14 protein-coding genes and 1 riboswitch are annotated in these 15,627 nt (G+C 39.2%); all 14 genes read right to left on the bottom strand.

Going from position 1 to position 15,627, the window contains the following annotated elements; translation table 11 throughout:
- Positions 1-9: 9 nt before the first annotated feature.
- Complete coding sequence (locus tag AABK36_RS00330) at positions 10-735, bottom strand: hypothetical protein (protein ID WP_309937018.1); 726 nt, start codon at positions 733-735, stop codon at positions 10-12.
- Positions 732-1,823: a cobalt-precorrin-5B (C(1))-methyltransferase gene (locus AABK36_RS00325; protein ID WP_309937017.1), complete on the bottom strand. Its 1,092-nt coding sequence runs from the start codon at positions 1,821-1,823 to the stop codon at positions 732-734. The genes AABK36_RS00330 and AABK36_RS00325 overlap by 4 nt, the downstream gene beginning before the upstream one ends.
- Positions 1,814-2,584, bottom strand: coding sequence for a precorrin-6A/cobalt-precorrin-6A reductase (locus AABK36_RS00320; RefSeq protein ID WP_309937016.1), 771 nt, complete (start codon positions 2,582-2,584; stop codon positions 1,814-1,816). Before AABK36_RS00320 ends, AABK36_RS00325 begins: the two co-directional genes overlap by 10 nt.
- 111 nt (positions 2,585-2,695) lie before the next feature.
- Positions 2,696-4,540, bottom strand: coding sequence for a precorrin-4 C(11)-methyltransferase (gene cobM, locus AABK36_RS00315; protein WP_309937015.1), 1,845 nt, complete (start codon positions 4,538-4,540; stop codon positions 2,696-2,698).
- Between the two features lies 1 nt (position 4,541).
- The gene (cbiE, locus tag AABK36_RS00310) at positions 4,542-5,762 is read right to left on the bottom strand and encodes a precorrin-6y C5,15-methyltransferase (decarboxylating) subunit CbiE (RefSeq protein WP_309937014.1); all 1,221 of its coding nucleotides are present in this window, start codon (positions 5,760-5,762) and stop codon (positions 4,542-4,544) included.
- Positions 5,763-7,133 (bottom strand): precorrin-3B C(17)-methyltransferase, encoded by a 1,371-nt coding sequence (cobJ, locus tag AABK36_RS00305; protein ID WP_309937013.1) that lies wholly within the window; start codon positions 7,131-7,133, stop codon positions 5,763-5,765.
- A complete protein-coding gene (gene cobI / locus AABK36_RS00300) occupies positions 7,130-7,834 on the bottom strand; it encodes a precorrin-2 C(20)-methyltransferase (RefSeq protein ID WP_309937012.1) in 705 nt (234 codons plus the stop codon). The genes cobJ and cobI overlap by 4 nt, the downstream gene beginning before the upstream one ends.
- Complete coding sequence (locus AABK36_RS00295) at positions 7,834-8,763, bottom strand: sirohydrochlorin chelatase (protein WP_309937011.1); 930 nt, start codon at positions 8,761-8,763, stop codon at positions 7,834-7,836. Before AABK36_RS00295 ends, cobI begins: the two co-directional genes overlap by 1 nt.
- On the bottom strand, positions 8,763-9,584 hold the full coding sequence (locus AABK36_RS00290) for a (2Fe-2S) ferredoxin domain-containing protein (RefSeq protein WP_309937010.1): 822 nt from the start codon (positions 9,582-9,584) through the stop codon (positions 8,763-8,765). Before AABK36_RS00290 ends, AABK36_RS00295 begins: the two co-directional genes overlap by 1 nt.
- 236 nt (positions 9,585-9,820) lie before the next feature.
- Positions 9,821-10,015, bottom strand: a riboswitch (cobalamin riboswitch).
- A 59-nt stretch (positions 10,016-10,074) separates the two neighbouring features.
- On the bottom strand, positions 10,075-10,626 hold the full coding sequence (locus AABK36_RS00285) for an AAA family ATPase (protein WP_309937009.1): 552 nt from the start codon (positions 10,624-10,626) through the stop codon (positions 10,075-10,077).
- A 2-nt stretch (positions 10,627-10,628) separates the two neighbouring features.
- Positions 10,629-11,564, bottom strand: a complete 936-nt coding sequence (gene cbiB / locus AABK36_RS00280; RefSeq protein ID WP_309937008.1) for an adenosylcobinamide-phosphate synthase CbiB — start codon at positions 11,562-11,564, stop codon at positions 10,629-10,631.
- Positions 11,552-12,571 carry a pyridoxal phosphate-dependent aminotransferase gene (locus AABK36_RS00275; protein WP_309937007.1) on the bottom strand — a complete coding sequence of 340 codons (1,020 nt, stop codon included), beginning with the start codon at positions 12,569-12,571 and terminating at the stop codon, positions 11,552-11,554. Before AABK36_RS00275 ends, cbiB begins: the two co-directional genes overlap by 13 nt.
- 147 nt (positions 12,572-12,718) lie before the next feature.
- Positions 12,719-14,149, bottom strand: coding sequence for a hypothetical protein (locus tag AABK36_RS00270; protein WP_309937006.1), 1,431 nt, complete (start codon positions 14,147-14,149; stop codon positions 12,719-12,721).
- A 13-nt stretch (positions 14,150-14,162) separates the two neighbouring features.
- Positions 14,163-15,623, bottom strand: a complete 1,461-nt coding sequence (locus AABK36_RS00265) for a RagB/SusD family nutrient uptake outer membrane protein (protein WP_309937005.1) — start codon at positions 15,621-15,623, stop codon at positions 14,163-14,165.
- Positions 15,624-15,627: the final 4 nt, after the last annotated feature.

Genomic DNA, 15,627 nt, shown 5'->3' with positions numbered 1-15,627 from the left:
TCAAAAAAATTATGATGCCAACATATCTGAAAGTGCGTTATAAATCCAATAGGCACCTATAGCCATAGACATCAAGCCTGCTACTCCATTCATCCACTTGAAAATAGCCATGTTGCGTTCCAAAAATCTGCTCATCACCACTACCAATGAATAACTATACACTCCCATAGCCAGCACAATCCCTAAAGACTCGATCAATAATATTAATATTGCATCAGTAACCGTAGGAGCACTGATTACCAAAGCAGAAGTCAGAGCGCCTCCTGTGCCTGCCAATCCATGCAACATGCCCACCCAAAAAGATCTGTTCATAGGGTTCATTGCGATTTCCTCGCCTGACTTTCCATGCAAGTGAATCGGATTGCTGTCCGTATGATCATGTTCTTCGATTTTCTTATGATCCTGAAGTATCTCATTGATTTTATGATTTCTCCTAATGGCTGAGATTCCCAACCAAATCATAATGGGGCCTACTGAAAGTTCTGCCCAATGTGAGATATTATGTACAAAAACTTCCGCTACAGACCTAAAGGCCAAAGCTATCGCGCCAAACAATAAAAGCGTTACAGAATGTCCCAAAGCCCATTGCGATGCTTTAAATACAGTGCCAAAGCCCACTTTTTCTTTCGTAATCGCTTTTTCTGTCGCCAGTACAGATACCGCTGTGACATGGTCAGGCTCAAAAGAATGAAGTATTCCTGCCATTAGAGGTCTTATGAATGTTCCTGTTATCATTTTTGTGTGTGTTTTACTTTCTCTCCATTTTTTCCCAATAGAAAAATGTCTATTTCAATTTTATTATTTATAATCCGATTGATCTGCTTCATGCAGTCACCAAGCAAAGCTTGATAAAATTTTTCTTCCTGTTCAAAAGGAAAAAGCTCCACTAACCTGCCGGCCATATTCAACCCAAATATCAATTCCCTCACAGCACTGTATCCATTTGATTCCGCCAAATTGGCTACATATTCTTTATTCCAAGATGAAACACAACTATGCGTGTCTGCATTACCTTGAGCGAGCTTTACTGCCTTTCCCAACATGATACCGATGGTCGCTTTTTTGATTTCTGAAGAATGGAGCTTTTTCAAAGTTTCCCCTATCCAATTGCCATAGTGGATAAATGCCTGTTCCTGAAAATCTGGAAAAATGTTCTTTAGGTATTTCTCGCTTCGTGCTCCGGAATTAAGCACCAATTCTTCAATGCCGTTGGCAACCGCCACATCAATTCCCTGCTCAATACTTGCGATATACGATGATGATGAATAAGGCTTCACAATACCGCTAGTACCCAAAATGGAAAGCCCTCCCATAATTCCCACTCGCTCGTTAAGCGTTCTTTTTGCCAATGCTTTACCATCCGTAACAAAAACTTCCACATCAGCTCCCATTTCCAATTCATAGTCATGAAACAACTTATGAATAGCACTGCTCATCATAGTCCTTGGCACAGGGTTGATCGCTGGTTCTCCCACATTAAGCTGTAAACCGGGCAAAGTTACTGTCCCCACTCCTTCTCCCGCGTAAAAATCTATCGTCTGCTCCTTCTTCAATCTCAAGACACAGCCTATCTCTGCTCCATTTGTAACATCCGGATCATCTCCGGCATCTTTTATCACTGAAGATTTAGCCCAATTTTCCCCAAACTCAGAAGAATGAATTTCAATATTCAATACCTTGCCTGCCGGCAATATGACATCGACATTATTTTGAGCCTTTTGATGAATGATCGAAAGCAAAGCGGATTTAACCGATGCAGTAGCCGAAGTACCTGTCGTAAAGCCTTCCCTCAAAGGACCTTCCGGTACTTTTTTCAAGCCCATAGTTCCTCCTTTCCTTCAAAAATCATTTTCAACTCTTCCCAAGAAAATACTTGTTGATACGCTTGAGGTAATTCCGGCTTTTTGATGACTATGCATTCTAAACCTAAAGATTTGACGGCCTCTATCTTGGTCATAAAAGCACCGCTTTCACCGGACTCTTTCAGCAAAACAACTTGAGCTTTATGCCTTTTCAGCAATTCCTTCTCTTCACATGCTAATTTGCTCATCGCAGTAGTGATCAAATTTTCAATCGGAAAAGAAACTGCTTCAGCCAAACTCATAGAACTTTTTCGGTTCAATATTCTGAAATAGGACACATTATTTTCCCAAAACTCCTTTAGTTTCACAATGGACTGAACACCAGTAAATGAAACCAAAGTCTTGCCTTGATAACGACTATTCAAAAGTGCCAAAGCCTCATTTGTATCATTGACATAAGTAATCTTCTCATCACTTAATCTAGGTGGAAATTTTCTTTCCAATCGAATTAATTTCACGGGATTCGACTGAGAAAACTCAGCCAGCAAGTCATGAAGTTCGACGGCAAAAGGATGACTGGCATCGATGATTAACTCAATCATATTTTCAGCTATATATTCAGATAGACTCTCCAAATCAAAAGCGCCAAATCGATAAAGCATGCCTTGCCTGTCAGCTATCTCAACCTTTGTTTTAGTTGAATAGACAAAGCTAATGGCTGATTGCTCCAGCAAATCCGCTACTTTTAATCCTTCTGTCGTTCCTCCGAATACTAGTATCATGTTGACTTAATTAAGCATCTAGCTAAAATTTATTTATTATTTTGAGATCAGAGGTATTTGATATAACATCCCCCTTAATCCCCCTTGAAGGGGGAATCTGTTATTTTCATATTAATTCACCGCTTTAAACTTCTTTCCTGTTCTGAAGATGTGCTTCCAGTCTGGACTGTATAATAATGAGCGGTTTTTCCTTGCTCCGATAGCATGACCGACAATGATCAGCACCGTACGAGTCTTGCCACTGTCTTTAATGATCTGCGCAAGATCTTTCAATTCACCCTGATAGATTTCCTCGTCTTTCCAAGTCAATCTGTAAAGCACAGCCACAGGCGTATTTTCATCATAATGACTGAGCAACTGGGCTTGAACTTTCTTCGCCAATCCAGCACTTAAAAACACACACATTGTCGCCTTATGCTTAGCCATTTCTTCAAGATTTTCCGATGGAGGCAAAGGCGTTTTTCCTTCTCCTCTGGTCAGAATAATACTCTGAACTACTTCCGGCACTGTAAATTCCGATTTTAACGCCGCCGCTGCCGCACTGAACGAAGAAATCCCCGGTATTATGAAATACTCAAAACCTAATTCGTCCATGATCGACATTTGTTCTTGAATAGCCCCGTATATCGACGGATCGCCAGAATGCAAACGAACAACTGAATTCCCTTTTTGATAATGCTCTGTCATCAATTCCAACTGCTCTTCAAGCGTCATCATCGCGGAATTTCTGACTACAGCCCCCTGCTTGCACCAATTGGTCATTTCTTCAGGGATCAAGCTTCCGGCATACAAGACACAATCAGCATTTTGAAGATATTCCTTCCCTTTCAAAGTAATCAAAGCTTCATCTCCCGGTCCCGCACCGATGATCGCGATTTCTCCTTTTCGCTCAAAAGATCTATCCAATGCCAAAGCGAAAGTAAATTTCTCTCCATTGTCCAGAATGATCTTTTTCTTCTCCGAAAGCAATTTGTCTTGCCCAGCTGAAAGCATCGCTGTAGACTCCGAAACTCCTTGAACTCCAATCTTGGACATGACTACTTCGCTAGGATTAGGAACTTGTACGGTGTCGATTTCATCATTATTAAAAGTCTGAAAAGGAACATTATTGGACTTTTCAAAATCCAAATAAGCTTGTTGTTGAGCTTTAATGTCTACAGAATTCAATGTCTTTATTGATTCGAAAAAATACCCCAGCTCTTCTATTTCCTCTTTTAGCCTATTTTGAAAAATATCAGAATCAAGTTCTTTTGAACAACCAGAACCCACACATAGAGACCTTGGGATGTAATATAATGTCGGGACATTTGTTGAAATTCGTTTATTGCTAACCACAATAAGAAGTTCATAATCCTCATGATCCAATTCTTCTTGAGTATAAAAAATGTCAACAAATTCCGGCACTGACTTTTCCAAGTACTCCGTTCCTTTGTCTTTTAATTCAAGTAATACCGCTGTCGGTTTTTGATTTACAAAAATAGATATCAACTCATTCATAGAATGGTCGGACTTCAAAATCCAGTCATATTTCTGAGCCAATGTATCCAATGCCCAAATATCCTGCACATCACTTGCCGTTGAGATTACTGCTTGGCCTCCGGTTATTGAAGCAACTTTTTTAGCCAAATCATTTGCTTCACCGATATGACCACTGACAACAGACTGCACAAAGCTTCCTTTCTCATCCAAGCAAATAACTGCCGGATCTTCTCTTTTGTCATTAAGAAGAGAAGCGATCTTTCTCACACAAATCCCCAATGCTCCGATGAAACAAAATGCATCAGTCTTCTGAAAATTATTTTTCAAATATTCATCAATAGATTCAACTTGAGAAACTTCTTCATATTCGGAATCTCTTGTGCTTATAACAACTGATTTTGGAAATTGAGATTGCAACATACGAGACAATCGTATTCCTTGGTCAGTGAAGGCAATGAAACATATTTTCTTTATCATCTTAACAGTAGTTTTCTTTGTTGGTCAATTTTTTTGCTGACATGATGCGAATAGGATTATTGTCATCTGTCTGCATTTGCAAGGTCTGAATGCTCATTTTTAGTTCTTCGCTAACTCTTAAAAAAGTCTCAAAAGTAGAATCCTGAACAGCATTACAGACTAACTTTATATTAGGGTTAATTTCAAAAAGTATTCTGATCATTTCTTCCAACCTTCCTCCGTGTCCGCCTATAAATACACCATCAGGAATTGGATATGCTTTCAAATCCAATTCGAAAAAATCACCCATCAATATTTCGATTCCCGGAGTAGAGAACCGCTCAGCATTTTCTTGTATGATGCCTTCACACTTTTCTCTTCTTTCTATCGCCAGAACGTTTATTCTTGGAAATAATCTCTTCGCTTCTATAGCCACAGAACCCGTGCAAAACCCGATATCCCAAAAGGTCTCAGCTTGATGAAGTTCCAAAGCCTGAATAGTCGCAAGCCTAATAGGCATCTTGGTGATCATTTTTGCGCGATTATCAAGAAGAGCAAATTCTTCATCAGGTATTCCCAATCGATACGCTTGTTCTTTTTCAGCGATCAGCAAAACACAATTTAGCGTTGAGAATTTCTGATTCTGGGCTTCATCCAAAGAATAGATCCCTGTTATCTCACTATCGCTTCCCAGATTCTGTCCCACCAACATCTGATATTGATCAAAACCGTATTGCAACATCCTTTGGGCAATCGCTTGAGGTGACTTATGCTGATCAGTAAGCACACCTATCAACCTTTTTCCTTCTATAAAAACTGTATCAAGAGCTTTCCAAGTTCTGCCATGCACTGTCACACTCACTAATTCATTATAATTGATCGCATGCCTGTGACACAAGATTTGCAAGCTGTTGAAATAAGGAAATGAATGATGCTTAGCTTCCGGAAGAAGCCTTTTGAGCGTATTGCCAAAACCATAGAAATACGGATCTCCCGACGCAAAGACGACAAGCTGGCTATTAAGCGATTGATATTGATCCGCAAGACGCTGCATGCTTCCTTCGATATTAATCCACTGAAAGCCGTCTGGCAATAAATCCTTAACCAATTCAAAATGTCTTTTTCCTCCGGAAAAGTATTTGGCTGAATCAATAACCCCTAACACTTCAGCCGAAAAATGGCTCGGCTTAGCATCTCCTATTCCTATCAAAAAGAAGTCGATATGTTGATGAGCTTCTTTCATCTAATAATAGTTTTCCGCCTGTTCCAAAGTGAAAGCCGCATTGACCAAAGCAGCTGCAATATTGCTTCCTCCACGATTTCCTTCAACAATGACCCACGGTACATTTTGAACCTGACTCAATTGTTCTTTGGATTCAATCACATTTACAAAGCCAACTGGCACACCAACAACTCCTGCAGGACAAAAGCTGTCATCTTCTCTAAGCTTATCGGTGATCTCAAATAATGCCGTTGGCGCATTTCCAACTACATACAGGGCATTTGGAAATTTCTTCATTGCCAATTGCATGCCTGCCTGTGTGCGGGTTATACCTTCACTTTCAGCGATTTCATAGGCTTCCTTTTCATTCAAAAGACAATGAACAGCATTGCCGTATTTACCGACAAATGCTCTCGTGATACCTGAAGCCACCATTGTAACATCCGTTACTATTTCTCCTCCTTTCTTCAAATGATCAGAAATCACATCGATTGCCTGCAAGCTTGCCTTATAATATTGATGATCATCCATGACTCCAGTCGTATGAACCAATCTGGTAACAGCCCATTTGTCCGAAGTGCTAAACGGAAGTTGGCTCACATGCTCACTGACTATCCTGAAACTCTCTTGTTGAATTTCGCCGCCTGTTTTAGGTTTTCTGTTGAGGTAACCTCGAGGAGTAATCAAGTGATTCTTATGCCTGAAAGTTTGTGAATTGCCGATCATTACTAGGCAAAACATATCAACATCATTTACATCCAATTCTCCAAGTGTGGTAATCTTAATATCTTGCTCAGGCCGAGTCGCTTGTCTGACAATTGTTACTGGAGTGTCTGCTGATCTTTCTTCCAAATAGATTTTTCTCAATCTCTCCAGCTGCCAATACCTTTTCTTGCTACGGGGATTATATAAGCTGGTAACAAAATCTCCCATAGCCGCGCCTCGGATTCGTTTTTCAATAGTTCCCCAAGGAGTCATCAGATCAGAAAGCGAAATACAACAAAAGTCATGTCCTAAAGGAGCTCCCAGCAAACTTCCAGCGGCTAAAAATGCAGAAACTCCCGGCAAGGTTTCCAAATCAATCTCATCATGATCTCGCTTGGCTGTCATTTCATAAACTATCGCTGCCATAGAGTACACACTTGCGTCTCCAGAGCCAATTACCAAGACTCTTTTATCTTTCAAAGCTTCTTCTATTGCTCTATAAGCTCTCTTTTCTTCATCTCCCAATGGCATGGAGATAAGCTCAGCGCTCGGATCTATCCATTTTTCAGCAAATTGGAAATAATAATCATAGCCGATGATTACTTCAGCTTCCGCCAATGCTCTCTGCACTATTGGCAATACATATTCATGATTACCCGGTCCTAAACCAGCAACAGTTATTTTCATTTCTTTAAAATCATAAGTGAAAAATACGGGACTTCTCGGCTCGCAACTTGCAGCCAATTTTCAGTGGTAAATTGTTGCTCAGTTCCTAGTCTCTCCGCATAAAAAACTTCAACCATTCTGTCTTCTAACACTTCCTCTATGACATGCATGATTGATCTGATTTTCATCAAAACCACTGTTTCAAAATTGTCTAAAGCTTCACAAAGCTGAGAAACCGATCTGACGCGAGGCAGGATCAGCATCCGGTCTTCCCCAAGGGTCAGGGGTTTCTTATGCTCCGCTGCCGCCAAAGCATAAGATGTAATTCCCGGAACCAAATCAATATTAGCTCCGGCATTCTCAAGTCTCGCCAATAAATATGAAAAAGAGCTAAATGTACTCAAATCGCCCTCGCTAATGATCGCAATATTCTTACCCTCGACATATTCATCCCATATCTGCGATGCTATCTCATCATACACGCTTTGGGCTTGAGTTCTATCGTCCGACATTTTGAGATAAAAACCTTGAAGCCTGCTTTCATCCAAACCATAGCAGTTAATTATGGATTTTGCGTAGCTAGCCTTGCTCCCATCTTTAAAGTGCGAACCCGGATAATATACCTTATCAGCATTCTTAAGAATATTCAAACCCTTGACAGTTATCAATTCAGGATCTCCCGGACCTAATGACACTCCAAATATTTTTCCCGTTTTCATCATCAAATCCCCAATAACTTTTTAAACCTTGAAGTCATATTTTCCTTGTCGCCCACCTTTTCATCTTCTTCGAAAAGCACTCCTTTGACATTCAGATGATGACCTATTTGCTCTTTGCCTTGCTCCTCTTCGAAACCTACAATCTGCTTTCGATACTTGCATAATTGGCAATTCATGTTCGGGTTTCCATTGACAACTTCATCCAATCTCTCATCAAATGCTTTCAACATCAGTTCATCCGTCCCAAAAGCATCGGTGTAGATATATTCTGTTGAAGAATTTCCGTTGAACTCTTCTATTTGGCTATAAATTCTCTGCAATAATATTCCTGTAAAGAAGAAAAAAGGAACAGCAATCACCCGTTTAAAGCCAAACTTGTCAATCAATGCTAAACCTTCCGGCACTGTAGGGTAAGCTGTTCCGCTATAAGCAACTGTAGTGAAACCAAAGCCCATTCCTTCGCCCACCATGCAAGCCAACTTATGGACATCTGAATTGGCATCGGTATCTGTCGTGCCTCTGCCCACAACTAAAAGACAGGATTCTTTTCGATCAACATGAGGCAATTCTTGCTCTCTCTCAATGATTCTTTGTTTTGTTAGTTCAACTAAATATGAGCTCACCCCGATATGCCTGCCCATTTTTATCGTCAGATCTTCGTAATAACTCTGAATCGTATTCATCTCATAAGGAATATCGTTTTTGGCATGAGACCCAGCAAAAAGTATCACCGGCAAAGCATAAATTTCCCTTACGCCCTTTTGATACATTCGCTCTATTGACGCTTCATAGACAGGATGGTTGAACTCTAAAAAGCCATAATCGACTTCATAATCTTTATAACGCTCTTTAAGTATTCCCACCAGTGCCTTGAAAGCATCTGTACCTGACTTGGTGCGACTCCCATGTCCGCAAAGCAATATTCCTTTCATTATTTTACCTCGATTGATTTATTCAAATAAGTGCCTAGCAACTGTATTTCCTGACAATAATTCCATAACTCCTCATCAGAGTTATCCAACTCGACACTGCCTATCCACTGGCCATTTTTATTACTTAATCTTATGATTCTTTGATCTTGATCTGCGGTTTGAATATATTCTGCCGAAGTGATTTTTCTCTCCCAAAAACTTTTATCTATGGACTTAGGCAACACACCGATAATTACTTCCAAAGGCGTATTAACATTCTCAAAAATCAATTGCAATGCATAAGGAGCGTTATAGTTAACTTCCTGCAAATGCCTAAAATGTAAAACTCTTCCATCCGCAAGAGAAAAACCCGAATTGCTCTTGCAGTTCTTCAGAAATAAAAAAAGCGGATGCAGATATTGGTCAGAAGCAAAACCTTTTGTTGCATAAACTTCGCCATATTGATGGTCTATTTTCAGCTCAAAAGGCTTTGGTTTAATTGGCTTTCTTTCATTATCTGATTTGATACTCGTCCAAGACTCTTTGAATAATAAATGCTTGTCATCCAAGCTGTCATCACCAACATGTCCTTTGATTACCTCGACAACGCTGTCCTTCGTTAGATTTTTATGCCAATGATTCCCCGGATAAATCACGCAGGTAGGCGCGTCTTCGCACCTGCCATTGCAATGAGTCTTGACAGTGTGCGCTTTATTCCATAAACCGTTATTTCTTAGATACGCTCTTGATGAACGTATAACTTCCGTTGCGCCGGCTTTCTTGCAAGAACCGCCTTCGCAGAAGAAAAATGTATGCTTGACTTTCGCTAAATCCTTGCCCATATTATCCAGTTATCAAATGAGCAAAAACATTAACACTAATCAGCTTGCAGGTATTATCACCGCAGATTTTCAAAAAATTGTCACGAATTTCCATAATCCCGTGGAGACTCTGACGACATTCAGCATTGTATTGCATAAAATCGTTTTGACTCGGGAAAAAAATGGATCAAGCACATGTAAATAAAACATGGCGCGAAGGCAGGCTCGATATTCAACTTTTATTCCCGAAAGTTAAAATAACATACTAGCAAATGGCAGGTCTCCTGGCTTGCTTCATTTTTGACGCCTTCCCATCTTCCTCATACGACAGTGGCACTTTGTCAAAAACCTCAAAAAGCTTACAGTTGCGGGTACAGCTCCCGATTTAAACGGGATTCCCTTTTAATCTCGAATGAATATCGCATTCAAGAACCATCATCGCTTACAATTTAGCAATTTTTTATAATGATGAGTACTTTATCACAAGACTAATAGAAGAATAATAAAATTTCTAGCTAACAATACTCTTTGTTTTTTCAGATTCCACATGTTGGAGAACAAACTCAACCCTCTCGATTACTGACTTTTTTGGCAAAAATATCAAATCATACCCCTTTTGCCTATAAGTATCAATCAAGACCTTATCTAGCCCATTCAGCTCCTCGAACTTTTCAGGTCTTTGCTCATCTTGTTCATAGATTTCCTCCCAAGATGGGGCAAAAAATACTTTCCGCTGATAATAACGATCATAATCAAATTCCTCCAAAAAAATCTCATTCTTCAAGTCAGCGTACTGAAGATAAGCCGCATTATCCAACAAGCTTCGGTCGCAGAAAATACTGTCTTTTCGACTCTGCAAATCTTTCATTGTCTGTTGATAAACCAAGCACGAAAATTTGTTCATATCCTGCCATGGCGTCCCTGTACCGTTATTATTTTGTTCACGCATGATCACCTTTCGAGAAGCCTCTTCCATGCATGAAATTCCTTTACTTTCCAAGGCCTTTAAAAGAGTTGTTTTCCCTGCTCCGGGGGGACCTGTGATAATGTATTTTTTTCGCATAACTAGCCCAATATCATCCACTGAATCAAAGCAATCAACACAATCGTCAACAAACAAACCCGATGATTGACTTGCTCCACAATTTTAAAATCTTCTTGGCTTACTGCCCTGTCATTAACGCCAATATACGGCTTGTCTACCAACTTGCCGTGATAGTAATTTGGACCGCCAAACCGGCATGACAGTATATAAGCCAATGAAGCTTCAGGATACCCCGCATTAGGACTTGTGTGCTTTTTGCCTTCTCGCAACACAAATCCAATTCCGAAAAGCTTGCCAGTCACCAACAACATCATGAACGCCGTTAATCTGGCGGGGATATAATTGACCACATCATCAAACTTGGCTGAAAACCTTCCAAAGTAAAGATATTTGTCATTCTTATAACCAATCATCGAATCCAAAGTATTTGCCATCTTATAAGCCATTGCTCCCGGCAAGCCTAGCAAAGCGTAATAAAATAAAGGAGCAACCACACCATCGCTAAGGTTTTCGGACATTGTCTCGAATGTCGCGATCCTGATTTGATGGGTATTCAAGTTTTCAGTCTCTCTGCCGACTATCCAAGAGAGTCTTTTTCGACCTTTTTCAAGACTATCCCCTAGAGCTTTGAATACTTCCTTTCCTTCGTCTATCAAGCTCCTATTGGCTAAAGAAAAAAACACGCCGACAGATATAAAAATAGCCTGAGCATAAATATTGATTGCCAACAAGTTCTCAAGCCAATAGAATACACCAAATACAAAGCAGATATACAGTATTCCCATAAAAGCTCCCTTGAAAAGCCTTGCCTGAAATGACCCTCTATTCAATATGCTTTCGCCTTTGTAAATCGCATGGCCAAACCAACGAATAGGATGAGGAAAATTACGAGGATCGCCAAATATCAAATCCAATAAGTACCCAATCCATACAGGCAATATCTTTATCCATTCCATTCTTTCAAGGCATTGATTAGCAATTCATTTTTATCCTGAGACTGTGTGCAAAGACGTATATAATTATCATCCAAGCCATAAAAGTTGGAGGCGTCTCTAATCAATATCTTATGATTTTCAGCCAAAAATGATTTAAGTTCCGATGACTTTCCTTTGATTAATTTCAATAAAAAATAATGAGTGCATGACGGAAATATGTCAAAACAACTCAATCCTGACAAATCGTGAATAAATTGCTCTTTGACATGAAATATTTGCTTCGTATCCGGCTTTAAAATATCATAATTTTGAAATATAGCTTTGCCTGACTCTATCGCAAAGCTGTTGACTGACCAAGGCATTTTACAAGACAAAAGGCTTTCACGCAATCTCGATGAAGTCAGCACATAGCCCAATCGAACTCCTGGAATAGTGAAGAGCTTCGTCAATGACTTGACAATTATCAAATTATCATACTCTTCCAATAGCTTAAGGCATGATGTTGCTTCATTTTCCATAAAATCAATGTAAGCTTCATCAATAACCCAACAGGTGTGAGGTGAATTTTGGATAATATTTCGGACCTGGTTGATAGAAATATGCCTGCCGTCTGGATTGTTGGGATTGCAAAGAAAAGCCAAATCGGTATTGACAGTCTGTGTCATCAAAGATTCCCAAGGGTGAAACTCCAAGGCAATATCATGCTTAGCGCAAGCATCTTCATACTCCGCAAAAGTTGGATAAAATATCGTCGCCGTTTTTCCCTTGAAAGCATGCCCAATCAAATAAAAAGCTTCCGTGGCACCATTGCATACCAAAACACTTTCAGAATTCAAAAGATGAAAATCAGCGATAATATCAGCAAGTTCATCCGCATTAGGTGAAGGGTAAGCTTGTGATAATTCCACCGCCCGAAGCATCGCTTTCTTGACTTGCGGATGCATATCTCCGCTCCAAACATTGGTGCTGAAATTTGCTATTATATCATTTCCATATTGGTAACGATCATCTCCATGTCCGTATATCATTGATCTGCATTTGATGTTTAGACTCTGACAACGAAGCTAAATGAAAAAAAATTAGGTTCAAAACCTTAACAAAACGACATTAACTAATCATAAATATATAAGGCGAAGAATCTTCATTCTTCGCCTTTCTATATAAATTAAAAATCATTAATTTGATTTCTGTCCTGCTAAAATTGATGTTTCCGGCTTTTGATTAAATGCTGCATCCAAATATGTAACAGTCATGCCATCTGCTGAAATTTCACATCTTATCCAACCATAATGAACATATGAAGGATCGTAAATATTATTAATTTTCACTCCCAAATAAACCGTTTTTCCATGACTATCTGTCAGTGAAGGTGTGGAAACAATAGGATAATGATCCTGTCCTCCTGACTCTGGCTTAACCCATTCAGAATCAGGGCCTATTTCAACTCCTTCTTCTAAAAGCGTCAAAGTTGGTTGTCCAGCATCAACAACTCCTATTACAGATTGATCATAAACATATAAAATATGAGCATCATAGTTTTGACCATTTTTCACACTATTTCTCCATAAATCGAATGTAGTGCCAGTACCGCCCCAAGATAAGTCGCCCGACCACAAGTCCATATAAGTCCAAGTATTTTCCTCATCATTTGCAAAAGAGTTGCCTGAGGCTACCCAATCATGATGAATAATACCTTCTAATGATGATAAATCAAGCTTCTTCATTCTTATGATTTCATCCGAGGTCCACACATACCCATCAGGAAAAGTGGACTCAAGGTGATAAGCTATATCAATAATCTTATCATTACCCTCGATTTTAAAGGTACCAATCGTATCGTTCACTACCACCATCGGGTTTGGATCCCACCAGTGACTCACAACATTTTGAAACTCTTCATCACTATCATCCGACACAATCACATAACCTGAAGTTTTTCCTTCAAATCTTATCAAGATATCACTTCCTCCATCACCCTCTGCATTCCAGAAGTTTTTGATGATCATCTTATCTGGGTCATTATGCTCCTCAAGTCTTGCGTAATATGACCAGTCAAAGGCTTCTTCATTCCCTACATTTTCTCCACCATGATTCCATACCAATGTTTCAAATGGTCCAACCCATTCTGAAGAATTAATAATTCCTGGTTTGAAGGTCCAGCCACCAATCATGGGTGACAAATCCTCCGAATCACTTTTCAACTTAATCAAAGTTTGATTGGAGTAACTACCTCTGTAAGCCTCTGGAGAAACAGTCACTTTTACTTCAACACTCTGACTATTTGGTCCAATGGTAAAATTACTAGGCTCGATACTTACTATTCCATTTTCAATGATTGTTGAAGTGGAATCAATAACCAACTCGACATTCACATCTTTGTCAAGATTAGTATATTCTTCTTTTAATAGTTTTACTGTTGTAGTAAATACTTGATTTTCATCAGAATTAACATCTATTTCACTTACAACAGTAGACTCATGATCATTAAGCACTACTACTGAAGTATATTCTTGCTCATATACAGGCACCTCTTCACAGGATTGGAACGATAAACCTCCAAAAACAGTAAGAGCTATCAAGCCTAATTTATATATATTTCTTTTCATAGTTTTCTAGAAATTAAAAGCCTGGAGTAGGATCTACGCTAGGGTTATTATTAGTTTCGGAAAGAGGAACTGGAAAGTAGTCATGAATGCCTATTTTAAAATTATCAGCTCCAGCATGACCTGCTTTGGTTAACTGCTCCTTCACATTACCCCACCTAACCAAATCATAAAATCGCTTACTCTCCAAGCAAAATTCCAACAATCGTTGTTTTCTAATCTGCTGTCTCAAATTATTTTGATCAGAATTAGAAAAGTTTTCCAAACCTGCTCTTTGACGAATCTGATTTAAATATGGCAATGCTTCATCATTTTTATTTTGCTCATTCAATGCTTCGGCCAACATCAATAATACATCCGAATATCTCATGGTTATATAATCAGCAAATGATCTTCCTGAGCTTACAGCTGTATTATTTTCAGTATACTTTCTAAAACAAGAATTTTCCAAAGTATACAACTCTCCATCAAACTCAACGTCCACTCCTTCTTCATACCATAGGACAGATCCAAACATACGCTTGTCATAAGAGCCATCTGTTGTTTCCTCTTCTCTAAATGCAGCCATCAAATAATCAGAAGGTTTCCACATATACCATCCATCCGCATGATTGGCAATTGCCATCTGGTTGTACTTGTAAGCAGTACCATTCTCTTGCAATGTAAATCTTTGTGAAAATATTATCTCAGAGCTATTCTCATTGCTTCCATCAAATAATGTAGAGTAATTCTGCTCTAATGAATAATTGTAATTATTAATAACAGCCTTAAGCTCCTTTTCAGCTTCAGCCCATTTGCCTTGGTACAAATACGCTGTCCCCAAAAAAGCTTGAGCTGCTCCCGCTGTTATACGGCCAAACTCCGAATCATCCCATTCTTTAGGCAAAACAGAAATTACAGACTCTAATTCTGTCTCAATAAAATTCCATGCTTCCTCTCTTGTGCTCAAAGGGCGGTTCAATTGATCCAACCCGTCCGGATCAGCATCCGCAATAACGATCTGATGAAAACTTCTCAGCAATTCATAATGAGCGTACGCTCTCATAGCTCTTGCTTCAGCTTTATACCTTTCCTTGCTTTCATCACTCATCTCAACACCGTCGACATATCTTAAGATCTGATTAGCTTGACCTATAACGTCGTACATCTTGTTCCACACTTGATCAGCGCAAGGATTAGAAGGTTTATTATTAAAATAAGGAACATTAGCAATATAGTCATATTGAGTTGCTCCCGGCAAAGCTGCCACATCATCTCCTCTTAAAATTCCTGGCACAATATAATACTCATGGTATCTCCAACCTCCTGGTGTCAACATTGAATACATAGCCAAAGATGTATTTGAAACATCTGCTTCGTTGCGCCAATATGAATCCGCATTAAGGCTAGTAGGGTCTTCTAATTTCAGATGATCTTCGCAACCCATACTGAAACAAGAACAAAACAATAAAGAATAAAATATATTTTTTAATTTCATTTTC

It is taken from the genome of Aureibacter tunicatorum (assembly GCF_036492635.1).
GTDB classification, from domain to species: domain Bacteria; phylum Bacteroidota; class Bacteroidia; order Cytophagales; family Cyclobacteriaceae; genus Aureibacter; species Aureibacter tunicatorum.
The sequence above is the reverse complement of the archived record's forward strand: the minus strand, read 5'-3'. Positions and strand labels throughout refer to the sequence as shown.